This window comes from Marinobacterium nitratireducens, assembly GCF_014645375.1.
Taxonomy (GTDB): Bacteria; Pseudomonadota; Gammaproteobacteria; order Pseudomonadales; family Balneatricaceae; genus Marinobacterium_A; species Marinobacterium_A nitratireducens.
The window spans coordinates 85,489-109,659 of sequence record NZ_BMLT01000010.1 but is presented as its reverse complement, the minus strand read 5'-3'; the positions used below and the strand labels follow the sequence as shown (position 1 = coordinate 109,659).

24 protein-coding genes are annotated in these 24,171 nt (G+C 61.6%); 13 read left to right on the top strand and 11 right to left on the bottom strand.

Annotated features, from left to right (window positions below):
• Positions 1–61: 61 nt before the first annotated feature.
• The 5 genes from IEX85_RS18315 (at position 62) to IEX85_RS18295 (ending at position 3,216) form a co-directional block, all read left to right on the top strand.
• Positions 62–394, top strand: a complete 333-nt coding sequence (locus tag IEX85_RS18315; RefSeq protein WP_188862071.1) for a YnfA family protein — start codon at positions 62–64, stop codon at positions 392–394.
• 314 nt (positions 395–708) lie between these two features.
• The gene (locus IEX85_RS18310; protein ID WP_188862070.1) at positions 709–999 is read left to right on the top strand and encodes a YkgJ family cysteine cluster protein; all 291 of its coding nucleotides are present in this window, start codon (positions 709–711) and stop codon (positions 997–999) included.
• A gap of 269 nt (positions 1,000–1,268) precedes the next feature.
• Positions 1,269–1,703: a YbaY family lipoprotein gene (locus IEX85_RS18305; protein WP_188862069.1), complete on the top strand. Its 435-nt coding sequence runs from the start codon at positions 1,269–1,271 to the stop codon at positions 1,701–1,703.
• Positions 1,704–1,806: 103 nt separating this feature from the next.
• The gene (locus tag IEX85_RS18300) at positions 1,807–2,526 is read left to right on the top strand and encodes a methyltransferase family protein (protein ID WP_188862068.1); all 720 of its coding nucleotides are present in this window, start codon (positions 1,807–1,809) and stop codon (positions 2,524–2,526) included.
• 51 nt (positions 2,527–2,577) lie between these two features.
• On the top strand, positions 2,578–3,216 hold the full coding sequence (locus IEX85_RS18295; protein ID WP_188862067.1) for a class I SAM-dependent methyltransferase: 639 nt from the start codon (positions 2,578–2,580) through the stop codon (positions 3,214–3,216).
• Here IEX85_RS18295 and IEX85_RS18290 read toward each other — a convergent pair.
• Positions 3,213–4,160, bottom strand: a complete 948-nt coding sequence (locus IEX85_RS18290) for a helix-turn-helix domain-containing protein (protein WP_188862066.1) — start codon at positions 4,158–4,160, stop codon at positions 3,213–3,215. The two genes, IEX85_RS18295 and IEX85_RS18290, sit on opposite strands and share 4 nt — an antisense overlap.
• Before the next feature lie 198 nt (positions 4,161–4,358).
• Here IEX85_RS18290 and IEX85_RS18285 point away from each other — a divergent pair, with 198 nt between their 5' ends.
• Both IEX85_RS18285 and IEX85_RS18280 read left to right on the top strand, forming a co-directional pair.
• On the top strand, positions 4,359–4,760 hold the full coding sequence (locus tag IEX85_RS18285; RefSeq protein WP_188862065.1) for a protocatechuate 3,4-dioxygenase: 402 nt from the start codon (positions 4,359–4,361) through the stop codon (positions 4,758–4,760).
• Positions 4,753–5,598 carry a class III extradiol dioxygenase family protein gene (locus IEX85_RS18280; RefSeq protein WP_188862064.1) on the top strand — a complete coding sequence of 282 codons (846 nt, stop codon included), beginning with the start codon at positions 4,753–4,755 and terminating at the stop codon, positions 5,596–5,598. Before IEX85_RS18285 ends, IEX85_RS18280 begins: the two co-directional genes overlap by 8 nt.
• Positions 5,599–5,879: 281 nt before the next feature.
• On the opposite strand, the gene IEX85_RS18275 is transcribed toward IEX85_RS18280, so the two are convergent.
• A complete protein-coding gene (locus tag IEX85_RS18275; RefSeq protein ID WP_373290931.1) occupies positions 5,880–6,548 on the bottom strand; it encodes a TSUP family transporter in 669 nt (222 codons plus the stop codon).
• 221 nt (positions 6,549–6,769) lie between these two features.
• Here IEX85_RS18275 and IEX85_RS18270 point away from each other — a divergent pair, with 221 nt between their 5' ends.
• On the top strand, positions 6,770–7,246 hold the full coding sequence (locus IEX85_RS18270) for a hypothetical protein (protein ID WP_188862063.1): 477 nt from the start codon (positions 6,770–6,772) through the stop codon (positions 7,244–7,246).
• A gap of 64 nt (positions 7,247–7,310) precedes the next feature.
• The gene (locus IEX85_RS18265) at positions 7,311–7,676 is read left to right on the top strand and encodes a DUF2784 domain-containing protein (RefSeq protein ID WP_188862062.1); all 366 of its coding nucleotides are present in this window, start codon (positions 7,311–7,313) and stop codon (positions 7,674–7,676) included.
• 472 nt (positions 7,677–8,148) lie between these two features.
• On the opposite strand, the gene IEX85_RS18260 is transcribed toward IEX85_RS18265, so the two are convergent.
• Complete coding sequence (locus tag IEX85_RS18260) at positions 8,149–9,504, bottom strand: uracil-xanthine permease family protein (protein ID WP_188862061.1); 1,356 nt, start codon at positions 9,502–9,504, stop codon at positions 8,149–8,151.
• Positions 9,505–9,970: 466 nt separating this feature from the next.
• Between IEX85_RS18260 and rarD the strand changes: the two genes are divergently transcribed.
• Both rarD and trpB read left to right on the top strand, forming a co-directional pair.
• A complete protein-coding gene (gene rarD, locus IEX85_RS18255; RefSeq protein WP_188862060.1) occupies positions 9,971–10,867 on the top strand; it encodes an EamA family transporter RarD in 897 nt (298 codons plus the stop codon).
• Positions 10,868–11,026: 159 nt separating this feature from the next.
• Complete coding sequence (trpB, locus tag IEX85_RS18250; RefSeq protein WP_188862059.1) at positions 11,027–12,223, top strand: tryptophan synthase subunit beta; 1,197 nt, start codon at positions 11,027–11,029, stop codon at positions 12,221–12,223.
• A 532-nt stretch (positions 12,224–12,755) separates the two neighbouring features.
• Here the strand turns inward: trpB and IEX85_RS18245 are convergent.
• Positions 12,756–15,626 (bottom strand): valine--tRNA ligase, encoded by a 2,871-nt coding sequence (locus IEX85_RS18245; protein ID WP_188862058.1) that lies wholly within the window; start codon positions 15,624–15,626, stop codon positions 12,756–12,758.
• Positions 15,627–16,078: 452 nt separating this feature from the next.
• Here IEX85_RS18245 and IEX85_RS18240 point away from each other — a divergent pair, with 452 nt between their 5' ends.
• On the top strand, positions 16,079–17,167 hold the full coding sequence (locus IEX85_RS18240) for a PrnB family protein (RefSeq protein WP_188862057.1): 1,089 nt from the start codon (positions 16,079–16,081) through the stop codon (positions 17,165–17,167).
• A 180-nt stretch (positions 17,168–17,347) separates the two neighbouring features.
• Here the strand turns inward: IEX85_RS18240 and IEX85_RS18235 are convergent, their stop codons facing one another.
• Both IEX85_RS18235 and IEX85_RS18230 read right to left on the bottom strand, forming a co-directional pair.
• On the bottom strand, positions 17,348–17,776 hold the full coding sequence (locus IEX85_RS18235) for a DUF6691 family protein (protein WP_188862056.1): 429 nt from the start codon (positions 17,774–17,776) through the stop codon (positions 17,348–17,350).
• Positions 17,773–18,219 (bottom strand): YeeE/YedE family protein, encoded by a 447-nt coding sequence (locus IEX85_RS18230; protein ID WP_188862055.1) that lies wholly within the window; start codon positions 18,217–18,219, stop codon positions 17,773–17,775. The genes IEX85_RS18235 and IEX85_RS18230 overlap by 4 nt, the downstream gene beginning before the upstream one ends.
• A gap of 159 nt (positions 18,220–18,378) precedes the next feature.
• Between IEX85_RS18230 and IEX85_RS18225 the strand changes: the two genes are divergently transcribed.
• The gene (locus IEX85_RS18225; RefSeq protein WP_188862054.1) at positions 18,379–19,620 is read left to right on the top strand and encodes an OmpP1/FadL family transporter; all 1,242 of its coding nucleotides are present in this window, start codon (positions 18,379–18,381) and stop codon (positions 19,618–19,620) included.
• A 5-nt stretch (positions 19,621–19,625) separates the two neighbouring features.
• On the opposite strand, the gene IEX85_RS18220 is transcribed toward IEX85_RS18225, so the two are convergent.
• Genes IEX85_RS18220 through IEX85_RS18200 form a run of 5 tightly spaced genes read right to left on the bottom strand, consistent with a single transcriptional unit; the run spans position 19,626 to position 23,975 of the window.
• Positions 19,626–20,819 (bottom strand): ABC transporter permease, encoded by a 1,194-nt coding sequence (locus IEX85_RS18220; protein WP_188862053.1) that lies wholly within the window; start codon positions 20,817–20,819, stop codon positions 19,626–19,628.
• Positions 20,819–22,030: an ABC transporter permease gene (locus IEX85_RS18215; RefSeq protein WP_188862052.1), complete on the bottom strand. Its 1,212-nt coding sequence runs from the start codon at positions 22,028–22,030 to the stop codon at positions 20,819–20,821. Before IEX85_RS18215 ends, IEX85_RS18220 begins: the two co-directional genes overlap by 1 nt.
• A complete protein-coding gene (locus tag IEX85_RS18210) occupies positions 22,017–22,163 on the bottom strand; it encodes a hypothetical protein (RefSeq protein WP_188862051.1) in 147 nt (48 codons plus the stop codon). Before IEX85_RS18210 ends, IEX85_RS18215 begins: the two co-directional genes overlap by 14 nt.
• Entirely contained in the window at positions 22,150–22,848 is a 699-nt protein-coding gene (locus IEX85_RS18205) for an ABC transporter ATP-binding protein (protein WP_188862050.1), read from the bottom strand. The genes IEX85_RS18210 and IEX85_RS18205 overlap by 14 nt, the downstream gene beginning before the upstream one ends.
• Positions 22,845–23,975 carry an efflux RND transporter periplasmic adaptor subunit gene (locus IEX85_RS18200; RefSeq protein WP_188862049.1) on the bottom strand — a complete coding sequence of 377 codons (1,131 nt, stop codon included), beginning with the start codon at positions 23,973–23,975 and terminating at the stop codon, positions 22,845–22,847. Before IEX85_RS18200 ends, IEX85_RS18205 begins: the two co-directional genes overlap by 4 nt.
• Between the last annotated feature and the right edge of the window lie 196 nt (positions 23,976–24,171).

Genomic DNA, 24,171 nt, shown 5'->3' with positions numbered 1-24,171 from the left:
CTGTGCTCCTGATTTGCCGCAGATCGCGGCATTATGTGTTACTGCCAAGGGGATAATGTCATTGCCTGAATTGAAAACAGTTGGTCTTTTCCTGGTGACCGCATTGGCAGAGATCGTTGGTTGTTACTTGCCTTACCTCTGGCTTCGTGAGGGCAAAACTATCTGGCTTCTGGTGCCAGGCGCGTTGAGTCTTGCAGCATTTGCATGGTTACTGTCGCTGCATCCAACTGCTGCTGGCAGAGTCTATGCTGCGTACGGTGGTGTGTATATTTTCATGGCGATCATTTGGCTTTGGATCGTTGATGGTATTCGGCCAACTGTGTGGGATTTGGCTGGTTCGGCCGTCGCGTTGTTGGGTATGGCAATCATCATGTTTGCACCGCGCACCGCATAACCAACTGTTGTCGTTCGTTCCTGGCTAAAGAGGTCACCCATTACGTAAGCGTATCACTGTCAGCAGTTGGTTACCTCTCGCCGCTCAACCATCGGAATTTCGGGGACAGTATACCTAACTCTGCATTATTCTGTCCAAGAGAGTCATTGGGTGTGTGCGAATAGGGTATTTTCTTCCGGTTTTCCCGGTTGAAAGCTCACAGTCCTGCGCTACGCTTGGCGTTATGGCTCACAAGGCGAGTGTTTACTGAAAACTGAGGAAAGTTATATTGAATTTAAGGTATAATGCGCAAATTGACCAATTAGTAGTTGCTCATGAATATACCAATTAAAAGCTCTTCTTCCTCAGACATATCTTGTTCAAACTGCAAAGCCTGTTGTTGCCGTCTTGAAGTTCTGATTATTTCAGACACAGGCGTTCCAGAAGAGTTTATCGAACGTGACCAGTACGGCGGTGAGACAATGTTGCGATTAAGCGATGGTTGGTGTGCTGCCTTGGATAGAGAAACATTCATGTGCACAATCTACGAAAACCGGCCTTGGGTATGTCGCGAGTTCGAAATGGGTTCTTATGAATGCATGGATGAGCGAGTGAAATTTATATAAAACAAGGCGGACGGGATTTCCGTGGACAGTATACCGAACTCGAGTGGCTGGCGGATCCTGTCTCTTTCCCCTGTTTCTAAAAGTCGTCTGAGGTGGGTCTTGTATAACTTCTATACTTTATTATCTATACCAGGTAACAAACCCGCTACCGCCAGACCCTGACGGCGGGTGACAGGTGTAAGGTGAATGACTGTTACCCCTCAGCATGACCTCCACAGTTCACTTTTTCAGATATGTGCTAGATTGATCATTTCGAGGAGGGCAAAAGCATGATTCGAAATAACAGTTGGTTGCTGGGCATTTGTGCGCTGTTACTGACGGCTTGCAGTAACCTGGAGACTCCTATGGCTGAACAGTCGCAGAAGCCTGACAACTCGCTCATGCGCGTCATCAGCGGTGACGTCTGGTACCGCGAGCGCATTGCCTTGCCGCCGGGCGCCGAAGTTTTGGTGACGCTGGAAGATCAGTCGCGTATGGATGCGCCTGCCACCGTCATTACCAGGTACACCCATATCGTTGATGGGCCGGGACCCTATTCATTCAGACTGGTGTACGATCCGGCGGCCATCGACGAGCGCATGCGCTACGGGCTGAGGGCTCGAATCGAGCACAACGGTGAGCTGCTGTTCACTAGTACCGAGCATATAGATCCCTTCGCTCTTGAGCCTGGTGAGCCTGTGCGCATTATGGTGGTACGACAATAAGCAGGCATATGGGTGCGGGGTCAGATCTTGTTCCTCACTGGTCTCTCTCGAGCGAATAACAAATAGCAAGATCTGCCCCGGTTACTTGAAGCCGTTACTGTTCATGTCAGAAAAGACAGTCAATGACCAAGCACCTCCTGCCGTATCTCCCCGCCAGTGGGTCAGGTTGGTTATCGCATATCTCCTGATCCCGCTGGTTTTATTTCTCTGCGGTGGGGACCTGGTTTGGTGGCCGGCGTGGCTTTACTCCGTGCTGATTCTGGCCGCCGGTATTGGTGGGCGTATCTGGGCGGAACAACGGCATCCCGGGTTAATCTCTGAAAGACAAAATAGAAAGAATTTTCAGAACGCAAAAGCCTGGGACAAGGTGCTGGCTCCGCTGATGGCGCTGAGCATCGGCTTTCCTGTGGTCATCGTGGCGGGGCTGGATCACCGCTATCGCTGGAGCCCCGAATTTGAGCTGTGGCTCGTCGTTGTCGGCTTCGTTCTGATTGCGTTCGGATACGCTTTCGCTGCCTGGGCGTTGGCGGAGAACCGCTTTTTCTCCAGCGTGGTAAGGATTCAGACGGATCGCGGCCATGCGGTGTGTGACAGTGGCCCGTATCGGTTTGTCCGCCATCCGGGGTATGCCGGAAATATTTTGGCTCTGTTCGGTATTGTTCTTGCACTCGGGTCGGTATGGACGCTGATTCCTGCAGCGGTGGCAACCATCATCGGGGTGATCCGAACCGCGCTGGAGGACCGGACGTTACAGCTGGAGTTGCCGGGCTATCGGGACTACGCAAGACGTGTGCGTTATCGCTTGATTCCCGGAATATACTGAGAGACCGGAATTCCCGGGTTAAAAACAGAGCCTCCAACAGCAGATGTGCCATTGAAAAGTTCAGAACAATTCTGGGACGGGATCGCGTCCCGCTACGCCGGCATGGCGGTGAAGGACGAAGAGAGTTACCGGAAGAAGCTGGAGGTCACGCGGCGCTATTTCCGGCCCGACTGGGAGGTACTGGAGTTCGGGTGTGGCACCGGGGGCACGGCAATTGTCCACGCCCCCCACGTCAAACATATACTCGCAATCGATATCTCGGCCAGGATGCTGGAGTTCGCAAGGTCTAAGGCAGGGCAGGCCGGTGTCCAAAACATCTGCTTCCAGCAGGGCACGCTGGACAGCCTGCAGTGCAATGCCGAAAGCTTTGATGCCGTGCTGGGGCTGAACATTTTGCATTTGCTCGAGGATGTCGATGCGGCCGTTACCCGGGTGTACGAGCTGCTGAAGCCGGGAGGAATCTTCGTATCGAGTACCGCACTGATTGCCGACGCCAAGCTCCACTGGCGGCTACTGATACCGATTATGCAGTGCCTGGGGTTCGCGCCCTACGTCAACCGCTTCGACAAACCGCAACTGCTCGCCATGCTGACCGGCGCCGGTTTCCGTATCGACTACGAATGGCAACCGTCACGGGAGTCGGTTTTCATCGTTGCGAAGAAGGGGGATGCAAACGGTGTCAGCGATTAGCCCGGTTCGGGCTGATGGGTGACCCCGTCCGTGGCAGAAGCTGAGAAACTGCCGCTGGAGCCGGTATCCTGGGCATTCTCGCGGCGGAACGCCCTTGGCGAGTGGCCGGTGTGGCGGCGGAAGAAGCGGGTGAAGTAGGCCGGGTCGGAAAAGCCCAGCTCATAGGCGATTTCACTGACGCGCAGGGCGGTGTAGATGAGGCTGCGCCGGGCCTCGATGACCAGGCGTTCATGTATGATCTGCAGCGCATTGCGGCCGGTCAGTTCACGGCATAGCTGGTTCAGGTAAGGGGCGGTGATCCCCAGCTCTTCGGCGTAGCTTTCCACGGTGCGCTGCTGCACATAATCCCGGTTTACCCCATCCAGAAAACGCTTGAGGTGCAGTTGGCCGCGATGCTGGCGGTCCTTGCCATGGCGTTCCTCTTCAAGTCTTTCCTGCTCCAGCCGATCCACTCGCACCGCAAGCAGGTTCACGAACGCCTGCAGGGCGCCATCACGGGCGCTGTCCGGTGGCCGGCGATATTCTGCAAGCAGCATCTCGAACAGCAGGTCCAGTTCCCGGTCCTGCTGCTTCAGCCTGACCAATGACGTGTGCGACAGAGGCGCGGGGTCGTCCTGGGAGCGGCGTGCTCGTTCAAGTCGCGCCGTGGCTACCGACAGCACCGTGCCGGAGACATCGGCGGACCAGGCAAAGTCATGCACGGTCATGGGGGAAATCAGAATCAGCGAGGGCGCCCTGACCTCCAGCCGGCGGCCGTCGATCTTGGCGTCGCCCTGCCCTCGACGCAGATGAAACACCTGGGTGATGCCCGGGTGGCGGTGCGGACGTATCTGAAAGCGGTGCTCCCGGGAACGGGTGATCAAGGGTTCGCAGTGAAGGTAATCGGGCGTCTGCTGCCAGATCTCTTCCCCGTAGAGCTGCACGGTAGGGATGTTCTGCGGCATGGGGTTCTCCAGTTCTCCGGGCGCTTTTCGCGACACTGTGGATCTTCGAAATGTACAAGTTTTTCCGTTAAATGTCCCTTCTTGTTATAGGGGTAAAGAGCGACGATGGGCTTCGTTCGATAACGCGATCCCAAAGCGCAAGACCGGTTGATCCGGTCGGCGACCCTATATCCCATAACAAAAGAGAGGAGATTCATCATGGCGTGGCGTCGACACGATTACGATGAGATTCCCGGTACCTATGTCTTCGATGGCAAACGTTCCCACTCCGGCTATGCCCTGAACCGCATGGCGTTTTCTTTCAACTGCGAAGCGAACCGCCGGGAGTTTGCCGCCGACATGGACGCCTACTGCCGCAAATACGGGCTCAGCGATGAGCAGCGGGAAGCTGTGCTCAATGGTGAATTTCTGAAACTTCTGCAGATGGGAGGCAATATCTACTATCTGGCCAAGATTGCCGTCTTCCACGGTATGACCGTGCAGGATGCGGGTGCCGCCTTTCACGGCATCAGCACCGACGAGTTCAAGCAGATCCTGCTGAACAATGCATCCGGTTTTGAAGAGCGACTGAAGCAGGAAGGAGGGTTCTGGCATGGCTAAGATTATCGGTGGCCTGACCACCTCCCATATCCCGGCGATCGGTAACGCCATGCACGGCAAACTGGAGCAGGAGCCGTACTGGAAACGTTTCTTCGACGGTTACGAGCCGGTCAGACAGTGGCTCGATGAGGTGCAGCCGGATCTGGCCATCGTCGTTTACAACGACCACGGCCTGAATTTCTTCCTCAACCAGGTACCGACCTTTGCCCTGGGGTGTGCCGACAGCTACCAGAACGACGATGAAGGCTGGGGTATTCCGGCCAGCGCCGACGTGAAGGGCGACGCCGAACTGTCCTGGCACATCGCCGAAAGCATGATCCGTGACGAGTTCGATATCACCACCTGTCAGGAGATGAAGGTGGATCACGGCTTCATGGTGCCGATGAACCTGTTCTGGCGCGACAAGCCGGCGGCTAACTGGCCGAAAGCGATTCCGCTGGCGGTGAACACCGTGCAGCACCCGCTGACCAGCGCCAAACGCTGCTACGACCTGGGCAAGTCCCTGCGCAAGGCGATCGACGCCTACCCGGAGGATATGAAAGTGGTGGTGATCGGCACCGGCGGTCTTTCCCATCAGCTGCAGGGCGAGCGTGCCGGCATCATCGATGTGGATTTCGACCTGCAGTGCATGGACAGGATCATCAACGATCCGAGCTGGATGACCGGCCTGAGCAACGACTACATCATGGAAAAAGCCGGCACCGAAGGGATCGAAGTGATCATGTGGATGGTGATGCGCGGTGCCCTGAACGACAGGGTCAACGTGCTGCACAAGCACTACCACGCGCCGATCTCCAACACCGGTGCAGGTGTGCTGCTGCTGACCGACGCTGAATAGTCGAGTTCGTCGACAACAACAAGCCCGGGACGCAGGTCTCGGGCTTTTTTGTATTCGTTGTTGGGTTTCATGGGCTTTTGTTGCCCTGGCTTCACAGGAAGCCGAAGGTTTTGACGTCGTGCCGGGTCTGAATGTTTTGCCTCTGTCCGAGGGTGTCGATACGGAGGTTGCCCGGGTATGCGAGCGGCTGAAGCCCGGTGGCAGTTTAGTGGACTAAATGAGCATTTTGAGCCTGCTTTTAACGACGCATCCGGCAACGCAGATAGATTTTCAACAGCCTGTTAAACCAGGCCCTTGATCGTCAGGAACACGCCCGAAAACAGCAGTATGCCGAATGCGATGCGCCGCAGCGCCTCGTTCGAAAGCGGCGGCGGAAAGCGGCGGGCCACCAGGGCACCCAGCCACACGACCGGTGCCCCGGTTACGCTCAGGGCGATCATGCTTTCGTTGACGGACCCAATCGCCGCGACAGCGCCGATACGCAGAACGGCGGCGACACTGAACAGGCACAGCAGGGTGGCCCTGATGGCGGCAATCGAGTCCGGCTGGCGGTACATCATGAAACTGATGGGTGGCCCGGCGGTCGAGAACAGGCCGCCCATCAGGCCCGCCAGTACTCCGCTGGCGGCAAAGGCCGTCACCGGCGACGGCCGTTCCAGCTGAGTCACCCGATACATCATCATCAGGCTGCTGCCGACCAGGCTGACCCCGAGGATGATCTGCAGAAGTCCTTTCTGACCGTCGCTCGAGTAGTCGAGCAGCCAGAGGCCGGCAAAGGTTGCCGGGGCCGATCCGAGCAGTATCCAGCCGAAGGCACGTTTGTTCAGTTGTCGCCAGAGGCCGCCCTTGAGTGTTGTGACGGTATTCACCAGGCTGAGTACGCTGATGATAAAAGCCGTCGTTTCGATCGAGGCGAGGCCCAGTGCCGTGACCGAGGCCATGACAATCAGGCCGAAGGCAAAGCCGGTGGTAGCCTGGATATAGCTGGCCAGTGCAAGAAAGAGCAGCAGGGTCAGGTTCAAGTCGCCAAAAGCCATCATCGTTCCTCTGGATTGCCCGGGACGCGCCGTACTCCCGGGCGCAAAGATTGTGCCCGTCATCCGGAGGGGGCTCAAGTCAGTGCGGATTTTCTTCACTACACTTCTGTGAGTCGGTATGGCGGAGATGGCAGATGGCGTTGATCAAGTGTCAGGATTGCGGGCAGGAAATCTCGGACCAGTCCGCCGCCTGTATCGGTTGCGGCCGTCCTGTCGGTGCCGGCAGCGAAAACCCCGGCGCTCTGCAGGGAGTCTGGGGGGCGGTGACGCGCTCGAAAACGCCGATCAATCTTTTCGCCCTGGCGATGATGGCCTGTGCCGCGGTCCTCGGGGTCAGCGCCACGAAAGTGGGGGATACCTGTGCGCTGATTGCCTTCACCTACACCCTCCACACCTTTCTGGCCGTTGCCGGCATGTTCTTCGTCACGCTCCTGTTCTGCCGCCGCGGCATATACCACCCCGACGATCTGGCCAGAGCCCGGCGTGACGGCCTGCCGGACCTGGGGCAGGACAAGCCGCTGATGGCCGCGGCGCTGATCTCCCTGATGTTTCTCGCCTATGGCCTGTATCAGCTGAAACAGGGCGTCGAGGGAGCCTATTCCTGTGGATAACCGGGTACTGCGCAGATGCCGCCAGCCGGCCGCTCGGCGCGCCTGAGGTTGCGGGGAGCGGTCGTTGCTGGCGCGGTTTCTGGCCGATGCGGTGCTGATTCTGCATCTGCTGTTCATTGTCTTCGTGCTCGCCGGCGGTCTGTTGCTGCTGTGGCGGCGTGCGCTGGGACTTTTGCATCTGCCGGCGGTCGTCTGGGCGGTGCTGCTGGAACTCAATGGCTGGATCTGCCCGCTGACCCCGCTGGAAAACCGTTTGCTGCGGGCGGCGGGTGAGGCGGGTTACGAAGGTGGTTTCGTCGAGCGCTATCTGCTGGCGCTGATTTACCCACAGGGACTGACGCCGGAGATCCAGCACTGGCTGGGGATTCTGGTGCTGGCGGTGAATCTGGCGGTTTACGCATGGGTGTTTCTGGGCCGACAGCCGCGTTGATACAGGGACGCCAGAGCCAATGAATGGTAGCGCGCGATGCGTGACAGAACGTAACAGCTATTCGCGGCGAGGAAGTGCCCGTAAGTTTGGGTACGCGGCTTGTACGGGTATCGGGCACCCGTGGGAGCCGCGCCTCGCGGCGAAGCTTTTATGCCGGACGCCAGGCTATTCGCGGCGGGGAAGTGCCCGTAAGTTTGGGTACGCCGCTCCCACTTTTTTCGTAACCCGTAACCCGTAACCCGTAACGCGTGCCACTTGACATACGCCGCTCCTGCGCATCCATGCGCTCGCGGCATGACCGACAGGGACGTCGGAAATACTGATCTTGCAGGAGCAAAAATCAGTGACCGTACATCCTGTACATAAAAAGGCCCGCGATATCGCGGGCCTGTGGGAGTTGATCGCTCGGACTCGGTTTTCGCCGCAGAGGGGGCGCGGCGACTGGCTCGCCCGGGGCGACAACGAAACTCTCTCAGTTGCTCATCTTCAGCTCGATCTGGCGGCGTTCGCGTTCCTCGTCAGCCAGGGTCTTTTGCGGCAGCAACAGGTTGAGCGTGAAGGACACGAAGGCTGCGATCACGATCGGCGAACCGCCTACGACCAGCTGGAACATTTCCGGAAACTTCTCGATCGAGTCCGGCACGGCGTAGATGCCCATGCTCAGGGCCAGCGACAGACTGACGATGGTGACGTTGCGCGACGACATTTCGTCCTTGGTGATCAGCTTGATACCGGTCATGGTGATCATGCCGAAGACGATGATGGTGGCGCCGCCCAGCACCGGGTAGGGGATGGTGGTCATCAGGGCGCCGAATTTGGGGATGAAGCCGGCCACGAGCAGGAACACCGCTGCCAGCGCCAGCACGAAGCGGCTGATCACCCGGGTCATCGCGACGATGCCGACGTTCTGGCTGAAGGATGCGGTCGGCAGGGCGCCGAAGATCGATCCCACTGTGGTGCAGAAGCCGTTGCCCAGCAGGCCGCCGAACAGTTCCCTGTCGCTCAGCTCACGGTTCATGCCGCCGACGGTGGTGGCGGAGAGGTCGCCGATGGTCTGCACCGAGTTGATCACGCAGATGATCACCATCGAGATAATGGCGGCGCCGTGGAACTCCATGCCGAACTCCAGCGGCTTGGGTACGGTGAGCCAGTGAGCATCGCTCACCGCACCGAAGTCGACCATGCCGTAGAACATCGCCAGCAGGTAGCCGACACCGATGCCGCAGATGATCGAGGCCAGCTGCAGGAAACCACGGGCGAACTGGGATACCAGCAGCACCACCGTCAGGGTGACGATGGCGACGGTCCAGTTCTCCACCGAGCCGTGGTCGGGGCTGCCGACACCGCCGGCCATGTAGTTGATGGCGATATCATAGAGTGACAGTCCGATCACCAGCACCACGGTGCCTGCCACCACCGGCGGGAACAGGTGTCGTATGCGCTTGATGAAAAGACCCACCACTATCATCGCGATCCCGCCGATCACCTGTGCGCCCAGAATGCCGGCAATGCCGAACTGGGCGCCAACGGCGGTCAGGGTCGGGACATAGGCGAAGCCGACGCCGAAAATGGTGGGCAGTTTCGCGCCCATCCTGCCGATTGCATACAGTTGCAGCAGAGTCGACAGGGCTGACGCGATCAGCGCGACCTGGATCAGCGCCATTTTTTCATCGAGGGTGGCGTCCACGGCACCCACCACGATGATCGGTACCGTCACGGTACCCATGATCATTGCCAGGATATGTTGCAGGGAAAGCGGCAGGGCCTTCAGCACCGGCGGCCGGCCGTAGAAATCGAATACGGATTTGCTCTGGTTGTTTTTGTTCATCGTTCAGAATCCTGAAATGGCAAGCGATAGGTTTGGCGCCGGGTGGCGCCGCGCAAACGGCTGTCGATTCAGCTTCTGGTCGATTGACGGGCTGTTGTCGTTATCATTTCGATCCTCAGCGACCGTGCAGCGCAGTGCCGGCCGTCATTGTTATTGACCTTGCCGTCGTCGAGACCGGGTTCGCCTCCGGTGCCTCTTGTCCGGAGTTTAATCGGTTTCTTGTGAACGACGCGGGGCTGTATTGTATACATTTTTATTGATGGGTTTTCAAACGGTACATCGAATTTTGTGCGCCTTTCTGCGTTCAGTGTGCTGTCTGGACTGGTAACATTTCGGCAACAGAGCGTTGCCGCGGTTATCCGGTGAACGGGAACAATCTTCATCGGCTGCAGCCTGGTGGAGTGATACAATCCTGAACCCATTTCGGGCGATCCCCGAAACATATCGATCCAGATTCGAGAACGCCATGAATCCGACTGCCAAAAGCGGCGCCCTGTTCGCCATTACGGCCTATAGCCTCTGGGGTGTCGCCCCGGTTTACTTCAAGCTGCTGCAACACGTGCCGGCCACCGAGATTCTGGCGCATCGGGTGGTCTGGTCCTTCGTGCTGACACTGGGGCTGATCGGGCTGTTGCGCCGGCGTGACGAACTGATGACGGCGCTGCGCTCCGGCCGGGTGCGCCTGGCGCTGCTGCTGTCCACCTCCCTGATCGCGCTCAACTGGGGAGTCTTTATCTGGGCGGTGAACAACGACTATATGCTCAGTGCGAGCCTCGGCTATTACATCAACCCGCTGATCAACATCCTGCTCGGGATGATGTTCTTCCGGGAGCGGCTGGATCGGGTCAGCACCATCGCCGCGGCGCTCTGCGTCGCCGCGGTGCTGTTCGAGCTGGTGCAATTCGGGCGTCTGCCCTGGATTGCGCTGGTGCTGGCGACCACCTTCGGTCTGTACGGGCTGGTGCGCAAGAAAATCGGCGTCAGCAGCTTCACCGGCATGGCGCTGGAAACCGGCATTCTGCTGCCGCTGGCGGCAGGCTACCTCTTGTTCAGCAGCAGCCCGGCGGCCGGGCCGGCGGACGACTCTGGCTGGACCCAGCTAATGCTGTTCGCCGCGGGACCGGTGACCATGGTGCCACTGATGTGCTTCGCCGCCGCGGCCAACCGCATCAGCCTTACCGCACTGGGTTTCTTCCAGTACATCGGGCCCAGCGGCATCTTCCTGCTGGCGGTTTTCGCCTATGGCGAACCCCTGAGCCCGGAAAAGCTGGTGACCTTTGGCCTGATCTGGAGTGCGCTGGCGCTGCTGACCCTGGACTCGCTGATCAAGCTGCGCAGGGCCCCGGTGGTTCCCGCGCCCTGAGCCGTCAGGGGGCGGGGTAGCCCCGTTGCGGGATTCTGCTCCGTTGCCGGCAGGCTTTATGGGGCGTTATCACCGCCCGCGCAATACCTTGTAACCCCATGCGTTTGATTTTATTGTGGCTATCGGCTGTTTGCGTATCACATAAGAAGGATGTCGTGCATGGGTTACCTCAAGAATCACCCCAACCGGGAAGGCTACTTCGGTGAGTTCGGCGGAGCCTTTCTGCCGCCGGAGCTGGAGCCGCAGTTCGCCGAGATCAACCGGGCCTATCTCGCCCTCGGCCGCTCCGCGGATTTCCTCAACGAGCTGCGTTATATCCGCAAGCACTACCAGGGGCGACCGACACCTGTCTACTACGCCCACAACCTGAGTCGCGAGGTTGGTGCCCACATCTACCTCAAGCGCGAAGATCTGAACCATTCCGGTGCCCACAAGCTGAACCACTGCATGGCCGAGGCGCTGCTGGCCAAGCACATGGGCAAGACCAGGCTGATCGCCGAAACCGGCGCCGGCCAGCATGGCGTCGCGCTGGCGACCGCCGCGGCCTATTTCGGCATGGAGTGCGAGATCCACATGGGCGAAATCGATATCGCCAAGGAGTCGCCCAACGTCACCCGCATGAAGCTGCTTGGCGCCGAGGTGGTGCCGGTCGGGTTCGGTGGTCGCAGCCTCAAGGAAGCGGTCGACTCGGCGTTCCAGTCCTACCTTGGCCAGGCCGACACGGCGCTGTTCGCCATCGGCTCGGTGGTCGGGCCGCACCCCTTCCCGCTGATGGTGCGCGATTTCCAGTCGGTGGTGGGCTTCGAGGCCAGGGAGCAGTTCCTGGAAATGGTCGGCGAGCTGCCGGACCAGGTCGGTGCCTGCATCGGTGGCGGCTCCAACGCCATGGGCCTGTTCAGCGCCTTCCTGGACGATGAGGGTGTGGGCCTGAACGGCGTCGAGCCGCTGGGCAAGGGCACCAAGCTCGGCGAGCACTCGGCCACCATGACCTTCGGCAAGCCGGGCATGATCCATGGCTTCAAGTGCCTGCTGCTGAGCGATGACGAGGGCAATCCGGCGCCGGTGCACTCCATTGCATCCGGACTCGATTACCCGGGTGTGGGACCCGAGCACTCCTTCCTCAAGACAGAGGGCAAGGTGAACTATCACGCCGTCAGCGACGACGATACCCTGGACGCCTTCTACAAGCTGTCGCGCACGGAAGGCATCATTCCGGCGCTGGAGAGCGCCCATGCCGTCGCCTGGGCGATGCAGTACGGTCGCGACAACCCAGGAGAGACCATTCTGATCAACCTCTCCGGCCGCGGCGACAAGGATATCGATTACGTCACCGAGAACTTCGGCTTCGGGGCGTAGGATGGGTAGAGCGATGCATCCGCAGGGATTTTAACGTCACCCCAATTTGCGGGCATCGCGAAACCCATCATATCGATCGCATTGCAGATCGATTGGCGTCGGGCGGAACGAAAGGTTGTTGGGTTACGTGGCTGCGCCACTTCACCCAACCAATCCGAACGCCATATCGCGAAACCCATCATATCGATCGCATTGCAGATCGATGGGAGTCGGGCGGCACCAAGCGCTGTTGGGTTACGTGGCTGCGCCACTTCACCCAACCTACGAAAAGCCCACAAAAAAGCCCGCACTCCTTTCGGAATGCGGGCTTTTTCGCAAGGAACTGCTTCCAGCGGTGATTGCTGTTGGATCCGCTACTGCGTCGCTACGACCGGCAGGGCAGGAGTCAATGACACCGGAGCCAACACCCGCGGTGACCGGGATCAATCGATCTGTACGGCGATCGATATGATGGGTCCGCGATGCCCGGTTGACGAGGTAGCCGAACCCCCGTGCCAATGCATCGCTTGACCCATCCTACGGTTGATACCGCTTACAGCGCTTCGATCTTGGCGTACTGCTCGGTCAGTTTGGCGTGGGCGGACTGGGCGTCGGCGATCTTTTCGCGCTCCTTGGCGACCACGGCTTCGGGGGCGTTGGCGACGAACTTCTCGTTCGACAGCTTGCCCTCGACGCGCTTGATCTCGCCCTGCAGGCGGTCGAGTTCCTTCTGCAGTCGCGCGAGTTCGGCGTCCTTGTCGATCAGGCCGGCCATCGGCACCAGCACTTCCATCTCCCCGACCAGCTGGGTTGCCGCCATCGGCGCCTCGTCACCCGGGTTGAGCCAGGTGATGGAGCTCAGCTTGGCCAGCTTCTTCAGGAAGGCGGCGTTCTGATCCAGGCAGCGCTTGTCGTCGGCGCCGCCGTTGGCGAACAGCAGGTCGAGATCCTGCGACGGCGGAATCTTCATCTCGCCGCGGATATTGCGCACGCCGTTGATCACGCCCTTGAGCCACTCGATATCCGCTTCCGCCTGGGCATCGATCCTGCTCTCGTCGGCGACCGGGTAGGGCGCGAGCATCAGGGTGTCGCCCTCGATGCCGGCCAGGCCCTTGACCTGCTGCCAGATCTCCTCGGTGATGAACGGCATCAGCGGGTGGGTCAGGCGCAGGACAGCCTCGAGCACGCGCACCAGGGTGCGACGGGTGCCGCGCTTGGCTTCGGCGCTGGCGTTTTCGTCCCACAGCACGGGCTTGGACAGCTCGAGGTACCAGTCGCAGTACTGGTTCCAGATGAAGTCGTAGAGGCTGTGCGCCGCCAGATCGAAACGGTACTCGTCGAGGTGTTTGGTGACGGTCGCCTCGGTGCGCTGCAGCGCGCTGATGATCCAGCGATCCGCCAGCGACAGTTCCACGTCACCACCGTCTTTTTCGGTGGAGAGCTGGCCGCAGTCCTCGCCCTCGGTGTTCATCAGCACGTAGCGGGCGGCGTTCCAGATCTTGTTGCAGAAGTTGCGGTAGCCTTCCAGGCGCTTCATGTCCCAGTTGATGTCGCGGCCGGTGGTGGCCAGCGCCGCCAGGGTGTAGCGCAGGGCATCGGTGCCGTGGGCGGAAATGCCCTCCGGGAACTGCTTCTCGGTACGCTTGCCGATCTTCTCGGCCAGCTGCGGCTGCATCATGTTGCCGCAGCGCTTCTCCAGCAGGTCCGGCAGGCTGATGCCGTCGATCATGTCCAGCGGGTCGAGCACGTTGCCCTTGGACTTCGACATCTTGTCGCCGCTCTCGTCGCGGATCAGGCCGGTGACGTAGACGGTCTTGAAGGGCACCTGCGGCTTGCCGTCTTCGTCCTTCATGAAGTGCATGGTCATCATGATCATGCGCGCGACCCAGAAGAAGATGATGTCGAAGCCGGTGACCAGGGTATCGGTCGGGTGGAAGGTCTTCAGACGCTCGGTGTTCTCGGGCCAGCCCAGGGTGCCGAAGGTCCAGAGCGCGGAGCTGAACCAGGTGTCGAGGACGTCGTCGTCCTGGCGCAGTTCGAGCTCGAGGTCCAGACCGTACTTCTCGCGCGCGGCTTCCGCCGACGCCGCGACATAGACGTTGCCGTCGTTGTCGTACCAGGCCGGGATGCGGTGACCCCACCACAGCTGACGGGAGATGCACCAGTCCTGAATATCGCGCATCCAGGCGAAGTACATGTTTTCGTACTGCTTGGGCACGAACTTGATGTCGCCGTTCTCCACCGCCTCTACCGCGGGCTTGGCCAGGGTCTTGGCGTCGCAGAACCACTGGTCGGTGAGCATCGGCTCGATGACCACGCCGCCACGGTCGCCGTAGGGCACCGTCATGGCGTTTTCCTCGATTTTCTCCAGCAGGCCCAGTGCCTCGAAGTCGGCGATGATCTGCCTGCGCGCGGCGAAGCGTTCCATGCCGCGGTATTTTTCCGGCAGTGTCGGGTCGAGTTCATCGTTGACGCTGCCGTCGGCGTTGAATACCTGGGCCTGTTCGCGGATATCAGCGTTCAGCGTCAGGACGTTGATCATCGGCAGGTTCTGGCGCTTGCCGACTTCGTTGTCGTTGAAGTCGTGGGCCGGGGTGATCTTGACGCAGCCGGTGCCCTTTTCCATGTTGGCGTATTCGTCGGCGACGATCGGAATGCGGCGGCCGACCAGTGGCAGCTCCACGAACTTGCCGATCAGGTCCTGGTAGCGCTCGTCTTCCGGGTTCACCGCCACGCCGGTATCGCCCAGCATGGTTTCCGGGCGGGTGGTGCCGACGATGATATGATCCAGACCGTCGCGGGTTCTGACGCCGTCCGCCAGCGGATAGCGCAGATACCACATCTTGCCCTTGACCTCGCGGTTCTCGACCTCGAGGTCGGAGATCGCGGTGTGCAGCTTCGGATCCCAGTTGACCAGGCGCTTGCCGCGGTAGATCAGGCCCTCGTCATGCAGACGGATAAAGACTTCCTGCACCGCGTGGTAGAAGCCGGAATCCATGGTGAAGCGTTCGGTGTCCCAGTCCACCGAGTTGCCGAGACGGCGCATCTGCTGGGTGATGGTGCCGCCGGACTGCTCCTTCCACTCCCAGACTTTCTCGATGAAGGCGTCGCGACCGAGGTCGTAGCGGCTCTCGCCGGTTTCGGCGGCCAGCTTGCGCTCGACGACCATCTGGGTGGCAATACCGGCGTGGTCGGTGCCGACCTGCCACAGGGTATTGCGGCCCTGCATGCGGCGATAGCGGATCAGCGCGTCCATGATGGTGTGCTGGAAGGCGTGGCCCATGTGCAGGCTGCCGGTGACGTTGGGCGGCGGAATCATGATGCTGTAGGCATCGCCCTGACCCGAGGGCGCGAAGTAGTCGCGCTCTTCCCAGGTCTTGTACCAGGATTTTTCGATTTCGTGCGGCTGGTAAGTCTTGTCCATTAGGGTCGGTGTCTCTGGGGTTTCCGGGCACCTCTGGACAGGGGGCCGGCTTGGCCGCTACCTGTGCACAGGCGCACTGAATCTGAACGAATTGGCAGATTATACAGGTTGACCTGCACGCCCGGTAGGGCAGTGCGTTTGTCCGGAAGGCGATGAGGCCGAGGGCCGCACCGCTCCGAATGACGGCTTGCATAATACGATCTGCGCCAACCGCGACCGCGGTGCCTGCGGTGCCTGCGGGGACTGCGATGGGTTACGCCGCCCGCAGCTTCCTGCCAGGTGGAAAGTGAGTACAGACCGCGGCTCCACCCATCCTACATTTGATAGCTTTCCCGCTTCGGCGCGACGAACCTTTTTTCTGCGAGGTACAGGGACGTATCGAATGCAGTCAATGCAGGAGCAATTTACTGTCTAGACTTGCAGTACTTCAGATAAGGAAGGGGAGGTGAGCGATGACCGAGTGTCTGCGTACCCGTGGCTTTCTGCCCTGCGAGGATCCGGAAACCGAGCTGCGCGTCGGTGCGTCCTTCGCGATGCTCGACGAACTCGGGGCGGAACTGCCGAGCCTGCTGCTCGAGGCCGACTGCAGGGCCTATCTTGCCGGCCGGCAGATTCCGGACTGGCCCTACGAAACCGTCCCGAACCGTCTGCTGGGTCAGGCCCGGCTCTACTATCTGAGGCTGGCTTTTCTGGCGTCCGGTTACATCAACCAGATCGGCCAGCCAGCCTGCCATCTGCTACCGGCCAATATCGCCAGACCCCTGGCACGTATCTGCCATCTGCTGCACCGTCCGCCGATCCTCAGCTACGATGGCTACGCCCTCTACAACTGGAAACGCTTCGACCGCGACCTGCCCGTGGCGCTCGGCAATATCGATACCCTGCAGAACTTCGTGCATCTCTACGACGAGCACTGGTTCATCCTGGTTCACGTCGAGATCGAGGCGATCGCCGCAAATATTCTCGATGCCATCATTGCGCTGGAGGAGAGCGATGGCTTCGCCGACGAGGCCCGGGTCAACGCGGCGCTGAGCCAGATCGCCGAAACGCTGGACCGGTTGCTGGTGGTGCTGAAGCGCATTCCCGAGAAAATGTCGGACGAGCTCTATTTCAGCCGCTTCCGTCCCTACATCGGCATGTTCCATGACGTCGAGTACGAAGGCGTCGACCTGCCGCGACAGGACCACCGCGGGGAAACCGGCGCCCAGAGCTCGATCATGCCGACGCTGATCGGCTTTATGAAAATTCCCCATCAGCCCAACAAGCTGACCCGCCACCTTATCGACATGCGTCAGTACATGCCCGAGTCGCACCGGCGCTGGGTCGAGTACGCCGAGACGCTGCCCGACGTCAAACCGCTGGCCGAGCCCGAGGTCTGGAACCGGGTGCTCGAGGGCATGGCGGCCTTTCGCGAGGTCCACTATCACTGGGCCATCAAGTACATCGCAAGGCGCAGCAACGATCCCCACGGCACCGGCGGCACGCCTTACCTCAAGTGGCTCAAGTATCTGATCGACGAGACACGCGCGCACATGAAGTAGGAGCCCACTCCGTGGGCGAATGGCGGCGGCATCGAGTTTGATCGCCCGCAGAGCGAGCTCCTGCACAAGCCGGAGGCTGCACGATCCGTGGGCGAACCGGTCCGGCACCGCAGTGGATCGCTCGCGGAGCGAGCTCTTAGATAAAAACCCGCGGGTTGCAGGATCCGCGGCGATTCCGTTCTAACCCCGGTGCGCCAGCACCCAGCGGGCGGCGAAGGTTCCCACCACGAAGGCGGCGAAGGTGACGAGGATATCGCTGTTGGCAAAGCTCAGCGAGGTGATGAGAGGACCAGGGCAGTAACCCGCGATTCCCCAGCCGGCGCCGAAGATGATGCCACCGACGATAATGCGCGCATCGATCTGCAGTTTGCCGGGCAGGCGGAAAAACTCGGCAAACAGCGGTTTGTCGCGCTTGAGGATAAACGGCGTCACCAGAGCGTTCACCGCTAGGCCGCCGGCCATGACCAGCGCCAGCGACGGGTCCCAGGTGCCGGTCAGATCGAGAAAGTTCAGCACCTTGGCGGGGTCGATCATCTGGGCGACCGAGAGGCCGAAGCCGAACAGAATACCGGCGAAGAGGGCCGGGAACAGACGGATAAAGGCGCTCACAGGCTGGCTCCAAGCAGATGACGAACGATGTAGACGGTGACAATGGCGCTGCCCATGAAACACAGGGTGGCGACCAGTGAGCGGGGGCTGCGTCGCGCCAGCCCGCAGATGCCGTGTCCGCTGGTGCAGCCGGTGCCGACCTGGGTGCCGATACCGACCAGCAGACCGGCCAGGATCAGCATGGGTTTGCCCACCTGGGCCTGAATCTGCTCGACGCCGGCGCCGAGTCCAAGCCACTGGTAGATGAAGCCGCCGAGCACCAGGCCCGCAATGAACAGTACCCGCCAGCCGATATCGCCGCGCTGCTCGGGATAGATGACGCCTCCCGCAATCCCCGAAATGCCGGCAATACGTCCCTTGGCAAGTAACAGGAAAGCGGCCGCAAGGCCGATCAGGGCGCCGCCGATCAGAGCGGGCACCGGCGTGAAGTTGACGATGGTCATGCGTCTTCTGAACCTCTGGATACAGGCAAAAAACCGGTTTTCCGGGAATGTCGAAACTCTATATTAGTTATAACTTAATTACTATTGGTTCGTTAATTAAAATATTTAGATGTTCTAATATGCGCGTCCTGAACCCGTATTCAATGAGTAACTTTCAAGATGATGCCCAAAACCCGCACAACGCTGACGCTCGCGCTGGCAGCACTGCCGCTGACCGCTCAGGCCACCAATGGTTACTTTATGCATGGCAGCAGCGTGAAGGCACAGGGTATGGCGGGCGTCAGCTTCGCGCTGGCACACGACAGCGTCAAGGCGGCCAGCAACCCCGCGTCCCTGATCGCCCTGGGCAGCCAGTACGATATGGGTCTGACCTGGTTCAAGCCCGAGCGCGACGCGGCGATCGGCGGCAACGGCTTTGGCCTCGATGGTCATTACGATGGCAATGCCGAGCGCGATTTCTGGATGCCGGAAGCGGGGTTCGCCCGCATGCACAACGATCGTCTCGCCTATGGTCTGGCGGTCTACGGCAACGGCGGCATGAACACCTCCTATAAACGAACGCCTTTTGCCGCTTTTGGTTCCAGCGGCCGTGGCGGTGTCGACCTGTCGCAGGTGTTTCTGACCGGTTCCCTGGCCTACAAACTGAACGAGCGCCACAGCCTGGGGCTTGGCGTGACCTACGTCTACCAGCGCTTCAGCGCCGAAGGCATTCAGAGTTTCGCCGGCATGAGCAGTCAGCCGGATGCGGTCAGCAACAACGGCGACGACAGCAGCAGGGGTTGGGGTCTGAAGCTGGGCTGGCAGGGCAGGGTGACGGACTCCCTGAGCCTCGGCGCCAGCTGGTCGTCCCGTATCCATACCGACGAGTTCGATCGTTACAGCGGCCTCTTTGCCGAGCAGGGCGGCTTCGATGTACCGGAAAGCTACGGGCTGGGTTTTGCCTGGAAGCTCGACCCGCGGTGGACGCTGGCCGGTGACTGGGAGCGCATCGAGTACAGCGAAGTGCGATCGGTGGGCAACCCGCTGTCCATGGCGGCTCCTCTGGGCGCAGATCAGGGCGCGGGCTTTGGCTGGGACGATATCGACGTTTACAAGCTCGGGGTGATCTTCCAGGTCAGCCCCCGCCTGACCCTGAGGGCGGGTGTCAGCCACGCCGAGCAGCCGATTCCGGCAAGCCAGACATTTCTCAATATCCTCGCGCCGGGCGTGATCCAGGATCATGCAAGCCTGGGGGCAAGCTGGCAGTTCAGGCCGCAGCAGACCCTCACCGTCTCCTACACCCGCGCGCTGGAAGAAACCCGGAAGGGCAAGAACTCGATCGCGGCTGCCTTTGGCGGTGGCGAGACCGATCTGACGATGTCGCAGGATATCGTCGGTGTCGCCTGGCAGTACCGCTACTGATCCGGTCACTCCTGCTGCAGCGCCGTCACCGGGTCGAGTCCTGCGGCGCGCCAGGCCGGCGAGACGCCTGCCAGCAGGCCGACGATGGCGGCGAGCAGCAGCGACAGCAGCAGATAGAAGGGGCTGAGGCTGATCGGCAGGGCCGGGATCGCCAGTGCCAGTACGCCGAGCATCAGCCCCATCAGCAGCAGTCCGAACAGCCCGCCGGCTATCGCCAGCAGCAGTGCTTCGCCAAGGAACAGCAGCAGAATCTGGCGCTGGGTGGCGCCCAGCGCGCGCAGCAGTCCGATTTCCGCGGTGCGCTCCTGAACCGTCGTCACCATGATGGTGACGATACCGATAGCGCCGACCAGCAGCGATATGCCACCGATGGCGCCGATGGCGACGGTCAGCAGGCCGAGGATGCGGTCCAGCGTCGACAGCATTTCGTCCTGGGTGGTGATGGTAAAGTCCTCGACACCATGTCGCTGCAGCAACCGCTGGCGAATACGCCCGGCCATGGCTTGCGCCTCGATACCGGCACGGTAGGTGACGTCGATTTCCATCAGTCCGGCGCGGTTGAACAGCGCCAGCGCCCGGTCGATGGGGATATAGACGATGTCGTCGAGGTCAAAGCCCAGCATCTGCCCCTTCGGCGCCATGACTCCGATAACACGGTAGCGTTCGCCGCCGACTCGTATGAACTGGCCGAGCGCAGGGGTTTCGCCGAACAGCTCGCGCCTGACCTTGGCGCCGAGTACCGCGAACGGCTGGGAGTTGCCGCTGACCACCGGCAGGAAACGCCCCTGGGCCACCGCGAAACGCCAGGCCGCGGCCATCTCGCCATTGCCGCCGATGATATCGGTGTGCCGGACCCGCCGGCCAAACTCGATGGCGCCAGCTCCCTGAATCACCGGGACCACCTTCTCGACGAACGGCAGGGGTCTCAGGCTTTCGGCGTCGGCCAGCGACAGCGGCCGGGTACTCGACAGCAATCCGCCGATACCGCCGGTCTGAACCTTGCCCGGATTGATGGCGACGATCCGGCTGCCGAACTGGGAAAAATTTTCCAGTACGTAGAGCTGCAGGCCGGTGCCAATGGTGGTCAGCAGGCTCACCGCAGCGATGCCGATGGCGATGCCGAGCACCGTGAGAAAGGTACGCAGCCGTGAGGTCAGCAGCGCCCGGGCGACCAGTCGGGTGGCGTCTGACAGGCGCATCAGTGAAGCTGCCCCTGCAGCGCCAGCACCGGGGGAAGGCCTGCGGCACGCGAGGCAGGTACCCAGGCAAACAGCAGCGCGGTGCCTGTGGCAATGATCAGGGCGGCGACCAGCGCCCAGAACGAGACCACGAACGGCAGAACCGGCCAGAGCCAGTGCCCGAGCGCCAGCAGCCCGTAGCCGGTGACGGCCCCGAGCAGTGATCCCAGCAACGCCAGCTGCAGCGCCTCGCTGATGAACAGCCGTCTGACCGTGGCGGCGCTGGCACCCAGGGCCTTGAGCAGGCCGATTTCGCGGGTGCGCTGGCTGACGCTGATCAGGGTGATGTTCATGATCAGGATGCCGGCGACCAGCAGGCTGATCGCGGCGATGGCGCCGACGCCGAGCGTCAGCAGCTTCAGAATGTCGTCGAAGGCTCCAAGCAGCGCGTCCTGGGTGATCAGCGTAACGTCGCGCTCACCGCCATGGCGCTCCTGCATCAGCGCCAGTATCGCCTCCCGGGTGTGCTCCGTCGGCGTCCCGGTCCCGACCCGCACGAAGACCCGGAACATGCCCTCGACATCGAACACCTGCTGCGCCGAGGCCACCGGTATCAGGATCGCATCGTTCATTTTCATGCCCATGGATTCGCCGCGGTCATCGAGTACGCCGATCACCCGGAACCGGCGGTCGCCGATGCGCAGCCACTCCCCCAGGACCGGCCCTGAGCCGAACAGTTCGTGGCGGGCATCGGTGCCGAGCACGCAGACGGGTTCCGCGCGTTGCAGCGGTATCGCCGGCAACGGCTGTCCCTGCAGCACGCCCAGCCGGCGTATGGCGAAGAATTCGGCACTGGTGCCCAGGGTCAGCAGTTCTCGGCTGCGACCGCCGCTGTGGGTCTGGGCGTTGCCGACGATCAGCGGCGCGACCTGGCGCACCGATGGCAGCCGGCGCAGCGACTCGACGTCCTCCAGGGTGATGTCCCTGGTGCCTTCCCCGGTGAGCGGCGGCATGCCGCCGGTCGTTTCCTTGCGCCCGGGCAGCATGATCAGCACGTCGCTGCCGAGCAGCGAGAACTCGCTGAGCACGAACTGCCGCGCGCCTTCGCCAAGCCCGGTCAGCAGCAGGACCGCGGCGACGCCCACTGCCATCGCCAAAAGACTCATGGCGCTGCGAAAGCGCTGCCGCAGCAACAGCCGCAGGTTGAACTGCAGCAGGTCAGAGATGCGCACGGACACCTCCGCAGTACTTCAAGGTGCGAAGGCGACGCCCACCGGCCTTTATGGCCAACAGACTCATGGCGCGGCGAAAGCGCTGCCGCAGCAACAGCCGCAGGTTGAACTGCAGCAGGTCAGGCAGGCGCATCGCCGGGCTCCGGGCTGCAGTCGTCTGCGGTTATGCAGCCGTCTTCCATGCGCAGGCGCCGGCCGGCGCGCCGGCCGATGTTGGGGTCGTGGGTAACGATCAGCAGCGTGATGCCCTGTGCGTTGAGTTCTTCCAGCAGCCGGATTACCTCGGTGCCTGAATGGCTGTCGAGATTGCCGGTCGGTTCGTCGGCCAGCAGCAGCGCAGGTTTGCGAATCACCGCCCGGGCAATGGCGACGCGCTGGCGCTGCCCGCCCGAGAGCTGGCGCGGCAGATGGTCGGCGCGGTCGGCCAGATCGAGGCGACCGATCATGTCGTCGACCAGCGGGGCGCGCTCCGCCGGCGCCATGCCGGCCAGCACCAGCGGCAGCTCGATATTCTCGCGGGCACTGAGACGGTCGATCAGGTGATAGGCCTGGAACACGAAACCGACATGGCGATTTCGCTCGGCGGCCCGGGCCTCCTCATCGAGCGTCGTCGTCTCGCGCCCGTTCAGTTGGTAGTGGCCGCTGTCGGGGGTGTCCAGCAGGCCGATGACGTTGAGCAGCGTCGACTTGCCGGAGCCCGAGGGACCCATCACCGAAACATAGGCGCCGGCGTCGACCGCGAGGTCAACATGATCGAGCGCCTTCACCGGCTGATCACCGAGCCGGTAGGTGCGGCAGACCGACTCGAGCCGGATCATTCCGGCATCACCCGGGCTCCCGCACTGGCGCCTTCACGGTCGAGCGAGCGCAGAATCGGTGTGCCGGGATCGATACCGCCGCTGACCTCGGTCCAGGTCCAGTTGGCCAGCCCCGTGGACACCGGCGTGTCGATCAGGGTGCCGCTGTCCGGATCGTATCGCAGCACGCGCTCGCCCTCGAGCAGAGTTTCGGTGGGAATGCGGGGCACCTGATCGCGGCGTTCCAGCACCACCTCGATATCGGCGCTGTAGCCGACCAGCAGGCTTGCGTCCGTGGGCACGGGCGTGAACAGGACATCGACGTCGACGGTGCGGGCCTGCTTTTCGACTTCGGACACGAAGGGGGCGATGCGGTTGAGCCGCCCCTCGAAGACGCGGCCGCGAAAGGCGTCGAGCGTGATGCGCGCCGGCTGGCCGACCTTGAGCCGGGCGGCCTCGATTTCGTCGATTGGCGCGCGTACGTAGAGGCAGCTGTCATCGATCAGGTCGACCGCCGGTGGCGTCGGTATGCCCGGCGGGGAGGGTGTGACGAATTCGCCGCGCTCGCCGTTGATCTCCGCCACGATGCCGGCGAAAGGGGCGCGCAGACGCGTATCGTCGAGCAGCACCCGTTCCAGTTTCAGCGCCGCGGCCGCCTGGTCGCTCTGGGCGCTGGCTTCATCGCAGCTCAGCGCCGCGAGCCGGGCTTCGGTGCGGCGCTGGTCCAGCTGCTCGTCCGATGCCAGTCGGCGCGCCGCCAGCGATTCGGTACGGTGGAAATCCCGCTGGGCAAGCTCGGCGTTGTCGCAGGCCCGGTTCTGCTCGATCTGACGCCCCCGCAGCGTCGCCTCGGCCTGCTCCACGCGCACTTTGCGGTCGTCGCTCCAGAGTTCGAGCAGCACCTGCCCGGCCTTGACGCGATCGCCTTCCTCGACCAGCAGCTGCTCGACGCGTCCACCCTGGGGCATCGACAGCCGCGAACGCCGGCAGGCGCGGATCGAACCGGCGCGGCTGTTGGCGGCGATCAGCTCGACCGGCCCGCGGCCGACCTCGGTGAGCGTCACCGGCACAGGTTCCTCCCGTTGCAGCCAGTAAATGCCCGCGGCAACAAGCAGTGCGGCCGGAATCAGCAGCAGGCTTTTGTTCATCTCGGCGTTACGCTCCCTGTTCGGTGATGTAGGCTGTACTGAGCGAAGCAACCGCCATGGATGGCGGGAAGCCTGGCGTTGCAGGAGCCTTCGTCAGCGAACTGCACCGGAATTAGCAAGTTTCGCCGATATTGGCTGCTGCAATACCCATGGTCCCGCCCTTCATGGCGTTTGCACGCTCAAGGTGCTCTACGAG